General features: G+C 34.7%; 8 protein-coding genes. 6 read left to right on the forward strand and 2 right to left on the reverse strand.

The window, feature by feature from the left end; all coding sequences use genetic code 11:
- Positions 1 to 78: 78 nt before the first annotated feature.
- Both OGZ34_RS13485 and OGZ34_RS13490 read right to left on the reverse strand, forming a co-directional pair.
- Entirely contained in the window at positions 79 to 1,341 is a 1,263-nt protein-coding gene (locus OGZ34_RS13485; protein WP_263360523.1) for a Na+/H+ antiporter, read from the reverse strand.
- Between the two features lie 32 nt (positions 1,342 to 1,373).
- Positions 1,374 to 1,937 carry a hypothetical protein gene (locus tag OGZ34_RS13490; protein ID WP_263360524.1) on the reverse strand — a complete coding sequence of 188 codons (564 nt, stop codon included), beginning with the start codon at positions 1,935 to 1,937 and terminating at the stop codon, positions 1,374 to 1,376.
- A 419-nt stretch (positions 1,938 to 2,356) separates the two neighbouring features.
- Here OGZ34_RS13490 and dnaK point away from each other — a divergent pair, with 419 nt between their 5' ends.
- From dnaK to OGZ34_RS13520, 6 genes are all read left to right on the forward strand, one after another.
- A complete protein-coding gene (gene dnaK / locus OGZ34_RS13495; protein WP_173966835.1) occupies positions 2,357 to 4,240 on the forward strand; it encodes a molecular chaperone DnaK in 1,884 nt (627 codons plus the stop codon).
- Positions 4,241 to 4,472: 232 nt separating this feature from the next.
- Positions 4,473 to 5,546, forward strand: a complete 1,074-nt coding sequence (gene corA / locus OGZ34_RS13500; protein WP_263360525.1) for a magnesium/cobalt transporter CorA — start codon at positions 4,473 to 4,475, stop codon at positions 5,544 to 5,546.
- 62 nt (positions 5,547 to 5,608) lie between these two features.
- Positions 5,609 to 7,702 carry a phosphate acetyltransferase gene (gene pta / locus OGZ34_RS13505; protein ID WP_263360526.1) on the forward strand — a complete coding sequence of 698 codons (2,094 nt, stop codon included), beginning with the start codon at positions 5,609 to 5,611 and terminating at the stop codon, positions 7,700 to 7,702.
- A 210-nt stretch (positions 7,703 to 7,912) separates the two neighbouring features.
- On the forward strand, positions 7,913 to 9,097 hold the full coding sequence (locus tag OGZ34_RS13510; RefSeq protein ID WP_263360527.1) for an acetate/propionate family kinase: 1,185 nt from the start codon (positions 7,913 to 7,915) through the stop codon (positions 9,095 to 9,097).
- A gap of 101 nt (positions 9,098 to 9,198) precedes the next feature.
- Positions 9,199 to 11,943, forward strand: coding sequence for a helix-turn-helix and ligand-binding sensor domain-containing protein (locus OGZ34_RS13515; RefSeq protein WP_263360528.1), 2,745 nt, complete (start codon positions 9,199 to 9,201; stop codon positions 11,941 to 11,943).
- 244 nt (positions 11,944 to 12,187) lie between these two features.
- Positions 12,188 to 15,217 (forward strand): SusC/RagA family TonB-linked outer membrane protein, encoded by a 3,030-nt coding sequence (locus OGZ34_RS13520; protein ID WP_263360529.1) that lies wholly within the window; start codon positions 12,188 to 12,190, stop codon positions 15,215 to 15,217.
- The last annotated feature ends 4 nt before the right edge of the window (positions 15,218 to 15,221 follow it).

The raw sequence follows: 15,221 nt of genomic DNA on the forward strand, positions 1-15,221 counted from the left end.
AAGTTGAAATTTTAATTATATTCGGTTAAGAAGCTGATAATTAGTTTAAACGAATATAATTAAAATTTCTGATGCGGTTTATTTTTCTTCCTGAACACCTAGTTTTTTAACGATCCACGGAAGTGTAAGTCCTTGCCCGACTATGGTTAAAAGCACCACAGCAACAGAGATGAATAGTATTGCATTTCGCTCTGGAAAAGGAGTTCCATCTTCCAGAAATTTAGGTAATCCTAAGGCTATGGCCAGAGAAACGATACCACGCATTCCGGACCAGCTGATTATAAAACTGTTTTTGGAATCTAACAAGGCATGTTCGCTAATTTTTCGTCTTTTTCGGTCATTTTTCTGAAAGGCTTTCTGCAGATTAATTTTTTGAAAAAAGACCCTTACCATTCGGGTTAATAATGCAACGATAGTTATGATAGCGGCATAACCAATGTAAGGTAAAATCATATTGTCGTCGATATCTTTTAGGATATATCGAAAATTAAGTCCGATTAAGATGAAAATTAATCCGTTTAAGATAAAAATAATGACATCCCAGAGACTTTTAGAATTGTTTCTGAGACTCTCCGGGAATATTTTCTTGCTAAAACGGGCAATAGCCAGACCTAAAAATACTACTGCTATAACTCCCGAAACATGTAAATGTTCCGCAACTAGATAAGTAACAAAAGGCATCAGGAGCATAAAACTTACGGTGACATTTGTGTTTTTACGGACTTTGGTCAAAATGAAAGCTAGAATTTTGCCCATAACAAAACCCACTAAAAAACCTCCTCCTAATAAGATTACAAATTGAAGAGTTGCTTTCCAGATGATAAATGCAGAGCCCATAGCGGTCGCCACTGCAAATCGATAAGCAACCAGTGCAGAGGCATCATTGATAAGGCTTTCTCCTTCAAGTATAGTGATTGTTTTTTCGGGTATTCCAAGGCCTTTCGTTATGTTTACTGCGGCAACAGCATCAGTAGCCGAAAGTATTGCTCCCAGTACAAAAGACAGTGGCCAGGTCATGCCGGGAATCATATAATGTGAGACTACGGCGATCCAAAAGGTAGTGAGAAAAACCAATGGTATTGCTAAAGTGCTTATAGTGCTTAGATTTGTTCTGAAATGCTTCGGAGAAATGTTAAATGAAGCATCATACAATAAAGGGGGGAGAAAAATCAGAAATATAATCGCAGGATTAATTTCGATCTCAGTCATTGACGGAATGAAACCAATAGCAATTCCAACGATCACCAACAATATAGGATAGGGGAGTTTTGCTTTATCGGCAAATGCAGAAAGCCCTATGACAATTGTGAGAATAAAGAGGACGATGGTATAGTTTTCCATTTTTTACTAAATGATATTATAGTTGATTTTTATTAGTCGAAGTCATACCATCTTGGGATATCTTCATTTTCTGGAAGGCCATTTGTTGGAAAAATTTTACTAAGGCGATAAATCATTTCTACTTTAATAATAGGATCTTCTGAATTTTCGGCTAAATCTTTTATGGTATCAATAGCTTCTTTAGTTCCAATACTTTTTAAAGCATGCCCGCACTGATTGATAAATTGTCCTGTTCCAGTGCTATAAGCTTCCAGGGAATCATACTTTTGTTGTATTGCAATCTTAATCACAGGAACGCTGGATGGATGTTCTCTTCTTTGCAGATCGTGAATAATATCATTATATTCTGTATGCCAAGGCTCTAATAGTAATTTGTGAAATAAGTCGATGTGTTCATCATTTTCTTCCAAAATCCAAAGTAACCAAATACAAAAATTAACATCATTACTATTTTTGGAAGCTATTATATTTTCTGCTATTTTTCGCCCCTCATGATATTGAGATTCTTTAGAAAAAGGAAGTTTTTTAATTAATTCTTCCCTTGTGATTTTTCTCATTTGATAATCATTAATATTTTGTCTTAGTTTTTCTATCATTTGTTTAATTGTGAAATGCCTATTTAAGATTTGGTGTTTTTATTTTAGGTTAAATTATAGTAAGTTTTTTTAGCTAAATGCTAATGTATAAATTTTCAGGGGAAGTTATTAGAAGAACTTTTATATAAAAACCTTTTTATGAAATCGATTGCATTAGCCCTGATAGAAATGGAAATCCTTTTGTGGCGGGGTTCGCCATAAAAGATTGTAATGGATAGCAGGAAATAGCTCCTAATAATGACATGTAAAGCACTGATATGCCACGTATGTCAGGTTTTAAAAATGTCATGTTGTCAGATAGTTTTAAATGTGTCGACAGTAAAACTGACAATTTTATTTGGTTTTTTATATTGGCATAAAGATTGACTTATGCCACCTGAGTTATTAAATTAGTATATCAAAAATTAAATATATAAAAAATGGGTAAAATAATCGGAATTGACTTAGGTACGACGAACTCTTGTGTTTCTGTAATGGAAGGTAACGAAGCAGTTGTTATCCCTAATGCAGAAGGAAAAAGAACTACTCCTTCTATTATCGCTTTTGTTGAAGGTGGAGAAATTAAAGTAGGTGATCCTGCAAAAAGACAAGCAGTAACGAATCCTACAAAAACGATTGCTTCTATTAAACGTTTTATGGGACACACTTTTGCTGAGACTACAAGCGAAGCAAAAAGAGTTTCTTACAAAGTAGTAAAAGGTGACAACAATACTCCACGTGTGGATATTGATGGTCGTTTATATACTGCTCAGGAATTGTCTGCAATGACTCTTCAAAAAATGAAAAAAACTGCTGAAGACTATTTAGGTCAAACTGTAACTGAAGCAGTTATTACTGTTCCTGCTTACTTTAACGATGCACAACGTCAAGCTACTAAAGAAGCTGGTGAAATTGCAGGTCTTAAAGTTATGCGTATCATCAATGAGCCAACTGCTGCTGCACTTGCTTACGGATTAGATAAAAAAGGAACTGATCAAAAAATTGCTGTTTACGATTTAGGTGGAGGTACTTTTGATATCTCTGTTCTTGAATTAGGAGACGGTGTATTTGAAGTATTGTCTACAAATGGTGATACTCACTTAGGTGGTGATGATTTTGACCACGAAATCATTGACTGGTTGGCTAATGAATTTTTAGCTGAAGAAGGTATTGATTTACGTTTGGATCCAATGTCATTGCAACGTTTGAAAGAAGCTGCAGAGAAAGCAAAAATTGAATTGTCTTCTTCTTCAGAAACTGAAATCAACTTGCCATACGTTACAGCTACGGCTTCAGGACCAAAACACTTAGTTAAAAAATTATCTAGAGCTAAATTTGAACAATTAACTGATTCATTAGTTAAACGTTCTATGGAGCCAGTTGCTAAAGCGTTAAAAGATGCAGGTTTATCTACATCTGATATCGACGAAGTTATCCTTGTTGGAGGTTCTACTCGTATGCCAAGAATCGCTGACGAAGTGGAGAAATTCTTTGGTAAAAAAGCATCTAAAGGAGTTAATCCTGATGAGGTTGTTGCTATTGGTGCAGCTATTCAAGGTGGAGTTTTATCTGGAGATGTAAAAGATGTATTGTTACTTGACGTTACACCTTTATCTTTAGGTATCGAAACTATGGGTGGTGTATTGACTAAATTAATCGAGTCTAACACAACTATTCCAACTAAAAAATCTCAAGTATTCTCTACTGCTGCTGATTCTCAACCATCTGTTGAAATTCACGTATTACAAGGAGAAAGAGCTATGGCTGCTGATAACAAAACTATCGGTCGTTTCCACTTAGATGGTATTCCACCAGCACCAAGAGGAGTTCCTCAAATCGAGGTTACTTTTGATATTGATGCAAATGGTATCATCAAAGTTTCTGCAACTGATAAAGGAACAGGAAAATCTCACGATATCCGTATCGAAGCTTCTTCTGGATTAACAGCTGAAGAAATTGAAAAAATGAAAAAAGATGCTGAAGCTAACGCTGATGCTGATAAAATAGCTAAAGAAAGAGCTGAGAAATTAAACGAAGCTGACAGCATGATTTTCCAAACAGAAAGTCAATTGAAAGAGTTAGGAAGCAAATTAGCTGACGACCACAAAGTTGCTGTAGAGTACGCTTTAACTGAATTGAGAATGGCTCACCAATCTCAAGACATTCCAGCTATTCAAACAGCTCTTGACAACATCAATGCAGCTTGGAAAACAGCTACAGAAGCTATGTATGCTCAAGGTGAACAAGGTCAACAAGCAGCTCCACAACAAGAGCAATCGCAAGGAGACAATGTTGAAGACGTTGAATTCGAAGAAGTAAAATAATTCTTCTTTAAACAATAATGAAAACCGGGTCAGAAATGACTCGGTTTTTTTTTGGTTTATGTTAAGGTAATGTGTTTCGCGATTATCTGTTTTTTTATGAGATAGTTTTAAAAAAACTTTATAAGAGAAAAGCGTCACAGTGCGTCTCTACAGCGATGACAGTTACAAAATGACAATTGTCATTTCTTGTTCGGAAACTTTTTTGTAATATTACTATGTAAATCATTTTTGAATGAGAAAAATAAAATACAAGAAAGGCAGAAAGTTGCAGCATACCAGTCTGGAGTATACAGGCACACATAAAGATCATGAAACAGAAATGCAGCTTTTTGTTTATAATGATGCTGATATTGTCGAATATGAGAAGTTTACGGTTTTGGCCATAAATTCCTGCTTTGATTATACTAAAAATAATTGGCTGAATATTCACGGATTAAATGACATCAGTCTTATAAAAACAATAGGAGATCATTTTAAAGTAGACGATTTTTTGCTGGCTGATATTTTAAATACCACCAAAAGAACGAAACTAGAGGAACAAAAAGATGTTTTGTTTTTCAATATAAAATCGTTGTTGCCTTCAGAGTATTCAGATGGCCTTAAGGTAGAACAGCTCAGTTTTATTTTAAAAGACGGAATTTTGATTTCTTTTCAGGAAAAAAGAAGTGACTTCTTTACACATATACGCGAACGGTTGCGTACTCATGCCGGAATCGTAAGATCCAAGAAGGTAGATTATCTGCTTTATTTATTGCTTGATGCTGTAATGGAAAACTTTTACATTACGATCGAAGATGAAGAAGATAATATTGAAGAGCTTATCGATTTAACCAAAAAAGGAGCAGATCCAATTATTTTGGAAAGAATTGAAAATCATCGTGATAACTTTAATTTTTTAAAACGCTCTATTGTTCCCCTTCGGGATTCACTTTATTATTTGAAAACCATTAAAGATGATGATGAAAATAATGGTCTAATACAAAAAGAAACATTTAATTTTTTTATTCGACTGCATCAAAAAAGTTTAGAACTTCTGGAGCAGATTGAGTCTGATATGAGTTCTTTAGAAAGTGCTTCCAATTTTTATTTTTCGGAACAGAGCCGAAAAATGAACGAGATTATGAAAACCCTGACCATTATTTCGGCCATATTTATTCCACTTACCTTTATAGTTGGGGTATATGGAATGAATTTTGAATATATGCCCGAATTGAAAGAGAGAAACGGTTATTTTATTGTGATGGGAGCCATGTTTGCATTGGTGATAGGTTTGATTATTTATTTCAAAAAAAGACGCTGGTTTTAACGTTTATTTCTCTGTTTAAAATACGATTATATACGACATTTGTTTAGTTTAAAACATAAATTATGAGTAAAGCAATATATATAGCCACAAGCGATCAGAATAGTGGAAAATCAATTGTAACACTTGGTTTGATGAGTATCTTGATTGGTAAAACGGCTAAAGTGGGTTATTTTAGGCCCATAGTTGAGGATTTTGTTGATGGAGAGTTAGACAATCACATCGAGACAGTGCTGTCTCATTTTAATCTTGATATTAAATTTGAAGATGCCTTTGCGATCACCAAAAGCAAATTAATCAAGAAGAAAAATAAAGGAAAAATAGGAGAGGTTCTGGATCTCATTATTGAAAAATATAAAAAACTTGAAGAGCGTTTTGATTTTGTTTTGGTAGAAGGAACAAGTTTTACCGGAGAAGGAACTTCAATCGAACTGGATTTGAATGTTTTAATCGCCAAAAACCTTGGGATTCCTACCATTATTATCGGATCGGGAGTAGGTAAAACTCTGGAAGAATTAGTAGACAGTCTGTATTTGGTTTATGATTCCTTTAAAGTAAAAGAAGTTGAGGTATTATCTGTCATTGCTAATAAAGTACAGCCCGAAAACATCGAATTGGTGACGCAGGGATTGCAAAAAAGTTTACCGGCAAATGTACTCATCAACACCATCCCGCTGATTTCAAGTTTGAACAATCCAACGATGCAGGAAATAGTCAATCAGCTTGATGCTAAAGTATTGTTTGGAGGTGCTTACTTAAACAATGAAATTGGACATTTTAGCGTTGGAGCAATGCAATTGCACAACTATCTGGTTCATTTACATGATAATGCATTGGTGATTACGCCAGGAGACCGTTCAGATATTATTTTAGGAGCCTTGCAAGCCAATGAGTCGGCCAATTATCCAACAATATCCGGAATTATCCTAACAGGAAATATTGTTCCGGAAGAAAGTATTCTCAAACTTATTGAAGGACTTTCGGCCATTGTACCAATTATTGCCGTTGATGGTGGGACTTATGGTATCACCAATAAGATTGGGTCTATCAGATCAGAGATTTACGCAAATAATACTAATAAAATAGAAACCTCGATCAGTACGTTCGAAAAGTATGTTGCCATGGACGATCTGTCTGAAAGATTGATCACTTTTGAAGCAGAAGGAATGACACCTAAGATGTTTCAGTACAACATGGTAAAAAGAGCCAGACAGCATCGAAAACACATCGTTTTGCCCGAAGGAAATGATGAGAGAATCATCATTGCAGCCTCAAGGTTACTCGCTATGGATGTGGTTGATATTACCATTATCGGAGATAAAAAACAGATTGAAAGTAAAGTTAATGAACTGGGAATTACACTGGATTTTTCAAAAATTACCGTCATCAATCCAATAGAGTCGGAACTTTACGAGGACTATGCGAACACCTATTATGAACTCCGAAAAGCCAAGAATGTAAGTATTACTATGGCAAGAGATTTAATGGAAGACGTTTCGTATTTCGGGACTATGATGGTATATAAAGGACATGCTGACGGAATGGTTTCAGGTGCTGCACATACTACGCAACACACCATTTTACCGGCTTTGCAATTCATTAAAACCAAACCTAATTCATCGGTAGTTTCGTCTGTGTTTTTTATGTGTTTAGAAGACAGAGTTTCGGTTTTTGGAGACTGTGCCATCAATCCAAATCCAACAGCGGAACAATTAGCGGAAATTGCGATTTCGTCGGCAGAATCAAGTTCAGCTTTCGGAATTGAGCCTAAAATCGCAATGCTTTCTTATTCATCAGGAGCATCCGGAAAAGGAGATGAGGTTGATAAAGTAAGGGCAGCAACCGAAATTGTAAAGCAAAAACGTCCCGATCTAAAAATTGAAGGACCAATTCAGTATGATGCCGCAGTAGATCGCGCTGTTGGAAAAAGCAAAATGCCGGATTCAGAAGTAGCGGGGCAGGCGAGTGTTCTAATTTTTCCTGATTTAAATACAGGAAACAATACCTATAAGGCAGTGCAGCGTGAAACCGGAGCTCTGGCTATCGGTCCAATGTTGCAAGGCTTGAACAAACCGGTAAACGATTTAAGCCGTGGTTGTACCGTTGATGACATCATCAATACGGTTGTAATTACGGCCATTCAGGCACAAGGACTTTAATTAATTTGTTAATTATTAATTATACGTCTTACAGTATGAGGTACTCAAAAAAAACGTTTTATCAGCGTCTTCACGATAGCAAATCCGTTTTATCAGCGTAAAAAAAATAATAGTTTCAATCGTTAAGTTATATAATCTTAAACCTTAAACCTGAAACTTGAAACTTGAAACAAAAAAATAGAGCCTTAGCCTCTTAGCAACTTAAAAAAAATGAAAATACTAATAATAAACTCAGGAAGTTCATCAATCAAATATCAATTAATGGTCATGCCTACCAACGAAGTAATTTGTACCGGTATGATTGACAGAATTGGATTAGAAACTTCAAATGTGATCTTTAAAACAGCAACCAATACAATCGAAGAAACATTTCCGATCGCCAATCATAAAGTAGGCTTGCAAAAAGTAGCCAATATGCTTTTAGATGCCGAAAAAGGAGTGATTAAATCGACTTCCGAAATTGGAGCAGTAGGTCATCGCGTGGTACATGGAGGAAGTGCTTTTAGTGATACTGTAAAGATTGACGAAAAGGTGAAATTAAAAATCAAAGAACTTTTTGAATTGGCGCCACTGCATAATCCTGCTAATTTAGAAGGAATTAATGTTGCTGAAGAGATTTTTAGTTCAGCAGAGCAAATTGCGGTTTTTGATACCGCTTTTCATCAAACAATGCCTGAGTTGGCTTATAAATATGCCATCCCAAATTACCTTTTAACAGAACATAAAGTACGCGTTTATGGTTTTCACGGAACCAGTCACAAATATGTTTCTGAAAAAGCGATTGGTCAATTAGAAAAAAACGCGAAAATAATCACCATTCACCTTGGAAATGGGTGCAGTATGACCGCCATTAAAGACGGAAAGAGCATCGATCATACCATGGGATTCTCTCCTTCAAACGGTCTTATAATGGGGACACGTGCCGGAGATATTGATCAATCGGTTATTTTTTATATGGTTAAAAATCTTGGGTATACGGCCGATGAGGTAAATTCGATTTTACTGAAACAAAGTGGTATGCTTGGGCTTACGGGTTACAGTGATTTGCGCGATATTGAAGCAGAAGCCGAAAAAGGAAATAAGGATTGTATACTCGCATTGCAAATGAATGCCTACCGAATCAAAAAAACGATTGGTTCGTATGCAGCAGCTTTAAACGGGTTGGATGCGATTGTGTTTACCGCTGGAATCGGTGAGAACTCCTCTTATATACGTAAACTGGTTTGTACCGATATGGATTATTTCGGAATTGAACTGGATGATGAAAAGAATCAGATTCGCTCTAAAGAAATTAGAGAGATCAATACCCCAAATTCAAGAGCAAAAGTTTTGGTGGTACCAACTGATGAAGAATATGAAATTGCTAATCAGGTTTATCAGTTACTTCAGAGTTAAAACTGACCTATGTAATATAAGGAAGCTTCTCATTTGGGAAGCTTTTTTTATGCTTTCAGATTAAATATTTGTCTGTATCTTTGGCTATAAATCATACTATTTTGAAATCGATACTTCTTAAAGCTATATTTTTCTTTTTCATTGCTTTTCAAATCCAGGCACAAGAATTACTTCCTTTCGTAGAAAATTACAACAAATCAGATTATCAGGGCGACAATCAAATCTGGAATGTTGTTCAGGGAAATGATGCTGCAATGTATTTTGCCAATAACCATTATTTATTGCGTTACGATGGTGTAATCTGGGAAAAGTATACCCTGCCCAATAAAACAATCATCCGCTCGATCATGATCGAAGGAGATAAGATCTATTCAGGTTCTTATAAAGAATTTGGGTATTGGTACCGAAAAGACGGAAAGATGCACTATGTATCGATCACCAGGAAACTGCGATTGTTTGATGAAAAAGATAATGAAGAGATCTGGAAAATCTTTAAGTTTAAAGGTTCTGTTTATTTCCAGTCTTTTAATGATGTTTTTATTTATAATGGAAAACACATTCAGAAAATCAAATTTCCTTTTTTAATATCCTATTGTTTTGTAGTCAATAATAATGTGTATGTGGCCTCGGTTGAGAAAGGGCTTTTCCGTATGGATGGTTCGAGGATTGCTAATCCGAAAGGCTGGAACGTTTTAAAAAAGACGGTCGTTCACGCCATCGAAAAGTACAAAAATGAAACATTTATTTTTACGCAGAAAAAAGGAATTTTTATCGTCGAAAAAGGAGGTTTAAGACCCTGGAATAATCCATTAAATGAAGTTTTAAAATCGGCAACAATTAATGTAGCTAAGTTCATTAAAGGAAATAAACTGGTGGTAGGAACCGGAAACAGAGGTGTATTTATTTATGACTTTCAGAGCGATACCTATAAAAATATCAACAGGAACAATGTCTTAATGAACAACTCGGTTTTGAGCATTGGTTTTGACAAAGAGAACGATTTATGGCTTGGTTTGGATAATGGTATCACACATGTTGAAATTAACTCTCCAATTTCATTCTTTTACGATAATTCGGGACTTTTGGGTTCAGTTTATTCTGTTGCAGCTATCGATAAGGGATATTTGATTGCTTCGAATCATGGTGTCTTTGAATTTGTTTTCGGAAAGTTTAAGATGTTGCCCAATACACAAGGTCAAGCCTGGAATATTACTAAAATTGGTACAAAATACATCATTGGTCATAATGACGGAACTTTTTGTTATGAAAATGGATCATTAACCCGAATTAATGCCAGAAGTGGCGGATGGAATTTAACGAAAAGCAGCATCAATAATACTTATTTTCAATCTACGTACAGTGGTGTTGTCGTTTATGATGATATTTTGAAACCTACCCAGAATAAAGTTATCAACGACCTTTCAAAGCCTATAAAATATGTTGCTCAAAATCAAAAGAATGAAATCTGGGCAGCCGACAATTATCGTGGATTGTATCGCGTATTGTATGATGATGATTATAAGACCAAAAAAGTCGAGAATATTACGCAGCAGAGTAAAATTAAGAATGATTTTGGCGTAAAGATCTTTGAGTTTAGAAATGAAATTCTTTTTCTCATCAATAGTGTGTGGTACACCTACAATTCAATTAGCGCCAGTTTGGAAGAAAACGAACTGTTCAATTCTAATTTTAAGAAGATAAGCGATGTCGTTTCGATTGATGAAGATCACTTTGTTGTGCTTCAGGATGGCATTTTGTATCACATTTATGCAAAAGGAAATAAATTTATCTGGAACATCATTCAGGAGAAATATTATAAAGGCACACTGATCAATGATAATTTGAGGATATTTAAAACTCAAAATCATTATTTGCTTAATCTTGATGATGGATTTATTTCGCTTCAGCTTACTTACGAAAACAAGCAAAATTCTAATGTCAAGATAGAAGCTTTTAATGATGGAAATCTTGTAGCAAACGATTCTAAAATCAAATACAACACCGAGATAAAAATAAATGTAATTTCAGGAATTTACGGTGCGAGTAAGCCTAACTTATTCTACAAAATCAATAAAGGCAGTGATTTTTTACCAATTTCTGACGGTTTAATTGTACTGAACAATTTAAGCAGTGGTAATCATGCTATTGTGGTTTACAAGCACGATGGGGCGAGCTACGAAAAAGTAGCAGATTTTGATTTCAAAGTGGCAGAGCCGTGGTATTTTTCATTCTGGATGATTTTGCTGTACCTGCTGGTAGCAGGAGGTATTTTGTTTTTTTATTACAAATGGAATAAGCTGCGCTACATGCAAAAACTGAAATTACAGGCCGAAGAGTTAAAACATCAGCGTGAAATTCTGGAAATGGAATTAAAAGCAGAGAATGAACTGAATCTACAGGAATACGAAAAACACATTCTGGAATTGGAACTGCAAACAAAATCTTCTGAAGTTGCAGGAAAATCATTGTCGATTGCCAAGCAAAGTGAAATGATCGATAATATTCAGAACATTCTGAATTCTGAAAAAGACTTTAATAAACTTAAGAGTGAAATCAAAAAGGCAATTAAGATCAATGAGGTAAATAAACACGAATGGGAAATTTTTGAAACTAATCTGAACCAGATTCACAATGAGTTTATTATTAACCTTTCTAAGAAGTATCCAAACTTGACTCCAAAAGATATAAAATTGTGTATTTATCTTAAAATGAATCTTTCTTCAAAGGAAATTGCACCTATGATGAATATTTCTTTTAGGGGTGTGGAACTGCATAGATATCGTCTAAGAAAGAAGTTGGGGCTCACACAGGATGAAAACCTCTCAAAATTTTTATTAAGTCTGTAAGATTGGGATTAGTTTTTTAAATATCTTATATTTTTCTACTTCTTTTATTATATAATTCTAATACATCATTACTACATCATAACGTTATGTTAATAAAATAAAATTAACATTTAATTTATTGATAACCATTTACTTGTGTCCATTTTTTAACATAATGATGTAGCTGTGTTGTAGTGGTATTTGATGTACTACAACGTTGTAATTGTTTAATTTGGCACTACTAACTTAAACGATTACGAACTGTATGAAAAATTTTATTTTTAGCTTTTTAGCGCTCTTGTTGCTCCCTACATATATGATGGGGCAGGCACAAGCAATTAAAGGAAAAGTAGTAGACAGTAGTGGAATGGGAGTTCCTGGGGCAATTATTAGTGCTTCTGAATCCAGAGCCTCTGCTGACGCGGACTTCGATGGTAATTTTATCATTAATGCTAAAGTTGGAGAGACCTTAAAAATCTCTATGCTTGGTTTCGATTCTGTTTCTATAACAGCGACATCCACACCAATGACTATCACCTTAAAAGAAGCAGGTGATACTTCTTTAAAAGAAGTAGTTGTAATTGGTTATGGTACCAGAAAGAAAATTGACAATACTTCGGCTATTACTTCATTAAAGGCAGAAGATGTTACAAGAACAAAGGTATTAAATGCTTCTCAGGCTATTCAGGGTAAAGCTGCTGGGGTTCAGGTAACTTCTTCAGATGCTCCTGGAAGTACTCCTTCTGTGGTTATTAGAGGTTTAGGTACTGCGCTAGGAGGAAGAAATCCTTTATATATTGTTGATGGTATGCCAACAGAGAACATCAATAATATCAATACAAATGATATTACATCGTATGAAATTCTTAAAGACGCTTCATCTCTTGCTATCTATGGTACCAGAGCTGCAAACGGGGTTATCATTATTACTACTAAGAAAGGTAAGGGAGATAAAATCTCTGTAGAAGTAGAAAGTTTTGGAGGTGTTAGAACACCACTTAAGAAAGTAAAAATGGCAGATGCTAATCAATATGCAAGCTATTCTAATGCTTCTTTAGGAACAAACAGATTTTCATCAAACCAACCTGTTAATACAAATTGGTTTGATGAAATTACAAGAACAGGTACTTATACTCAAAACAATATTTCTATTTCCGGAGCTTCAGAAAATGTAAAATATTTTTTTAGTGCAGGTAATTATCAGGAAAAAGCCATTCTTAACGGCTTAGATTATAGCCGTACAAGTTTTAGAAATAATAACGAATTTAAACTTTCTAAAAAAGTTACCTTAAATCAGAATTTTAGCTTTACATCGGCTAATTCTACACCAAAACCATTAAGCGCATTTACCAATGCATACAAGCAATCACCAATTGTTCCTGTTCGTTTTGCAAATGGTCAGTATGGTGCGCCTTTTGCAGATGCAAGTGGAGTTGCAAGCCCAAAAGGTACTTCATTTAACAATGTTGGTAATCCTGTTTCACAATTAGATTTTTACAATGAACAACAAAGAAGTATTACACTTCAGGGTGGTTTGAAATTGGATTATGAAATCTTAGAAGGTTTAAAGTTTACTTCGCAATTTAATGGTGAATACTATACCTGGAAAAATTATAATTTCGAGGATAGTAAAAACGCTTGGTTAGCAGCTAATCCAACTCGTAAAGATGGAGATTATTCAAGTACCGATCCTATCAATTTATTGACTAGAGGTAGAGAGCAGTATTTTAACTGGAACTTATCTAACTATTTGACTTATAATAAAGTATTCGCTAAAATTCATGACGTGGAGTTAACAGCTGGTATTGAAACTTCAGTGAAAGGTCCAAGAGAAAAATTAGTTATTACTAGAAAAAATGTAAGTCCTGATTCTAACTATTGGTCTCTTTATAATGCAAAAGACGCAAAAGGTGTAGACTACTCCGGTACTGTTACAAATTTGCAGGATATTGTATTCAACGAAAGTAAATTAGCTTCTTATTTTGGACGTTTCCAATATAAATTAATGGACAGGTACTTAGTAACCGGAACTATTAGACGTGACGGATCTTCAAACTTTGCAAAAGATTACCGTTGGGGAACTTTCCCATCTGTAGGTCTTGGATGGATTATGACTAAAGAAAGTTTCTTATCAGATGTTAAAGGAGTTAATTTAATCAAATTTAGAGGTAGCTGGGGTAAATTGGGTAACCAAAATGTACCATTAAACAGTCAAAGTTATAATTCCGGATTAAACAGTTATTTAGGTGGTTCAATTTTATATGAAGGAACAAGTATTACTTCCCAAATTGACCCTACTTTAACATGGGAAATTACAGAAGAGTCTTCAGCTGGTGTAGATTTTGAATTTTTAGACAGCAGATTAAAAGGATCATTTGATGTTTACAACAAGAATACAGATAACGTAATTTTATATGTAAAACCTTATCCAACTTCTGGAATTACGACGGCTTCTCCATCTCACGTAGGTGAAGTTTCAAATAAAGGTTATGAAATTTCTTTACGTTGGGATGATAAAATCACTGAGGATTTAAGTTATTGGGTTGGAGGTAACTTCTCACACAACAAAAATGAGCTTACAAGCTTAAAAGATGTTTCATTATCTCAGGTTGTTGGAGGTAATTTAGGTAATGGTCAAGATACTAAATTGTTATACAACAACTCAGTTGGCCAACCATTAGGTAGTTTTTATCTTTATGAGTATGCAGGTGTAGATCCGGCAAACGGAAACATGCTTTATTATAATGCTGCAGGCGCTAAAGTGACTCAGGATGCATTATCTGCAACAGCTGATAAAAAATATGTAGGTTCAATTTTACCAAAAGCGAATTACGGTATTTCTTTAGGATTGGTGTACAAAAACATTGATTTCTCTGTTGATGGATATGGAACTGGTGGAGCAAAAGTATACAATGGTAAAAAAGCACAGCGTTTTGGAGGTGAAAACATCGAAGCTTCTATGACAAATGATTATTGGACACCAACAAATACAACATCGTCAAATCCAAGACCATTTAATACTGTTCCTGTTGCTTCAACTTATTATATGGAATCTGCAGATTTCTTTAGAATCAACAACATCACTGTAGGATACAAACTACCTCTTAGAGGTGATCAATTTATTAGTTCTTGCAGAATTTATCTTAATGCAATCAACCCGTTTATTACACAGAAATTTTCAGGTTTCTCTCCTGAGTTAAATGCAGATGGAGACCCTTACAAACTTCAGGGAGTTGAGTTGGATGCTTACCCAACATTAAGATCATTTGTAATTGGTGCTAATTTAAAATTTTAATATT

This window comes from Flavobacterium collinsii, from assembly GCF_946903285.1.
GTDB lineage: Bacteria > Bacteroidota > Bacteroidia > Flavobacteriales > Flavobacteriaceae > Flavobacterium > Flavobacterium collinsii.

What these genes read in the sequence shown, in the direction of transcription:
- pta (WP_263360526.1), top strand. Translation starts at nt 5,609, where the DNA reads ATGAGTAAAGCAATATATATAGCCACAAGCGATCAGAATAGTGGAAAA.
- corA (WP_263360525.1), top strand. Translation starts at nt 4,473, where the DNA reads ATGAGAAAAATAAAATACAAGAAAGGCAGAAAGTTGCAGCATACCAGT.
- OGZ34_RS13520 (WP_263360529.1), top strand. Translation starts at nt 12,188, where the DNA reads ATGAAAAATTTTATTTTTAGCTTTTTAGCGCTCTTGTTGCTCCCTACA.
- OGZ34_RS13510 (WP_263360527.1), top strand. Translation starts at nt 7,913, where the DNA reads ATGAAAATACTAATAATAAACTCAGGAAGTTCATCAATCAAATATCAA.
- OGZ34_RS13490 (WP_263360524.1), bottom strand. Translation starts at nt 1,937, where the DNA reads ATGATAGAAAAACTAAGACAAAATATTAATGATTATCAAATGAGAAAA.
- dnaK (WP_173966835.1), top strand. Translation starts at nt 2,357, where the DNA reads ATGGGTAAAATAATCGGAATTGACTTAGGTACGACGAACTCTTGTGTT.
- OGZ34_RS13485 (WP_263360523.1), bottom strand. Translation starts at nt 1,341, where the DNA reads ATGGAAAACTATACCATCGTCCTCTTTATTCTCACAATTGTCATAGGG.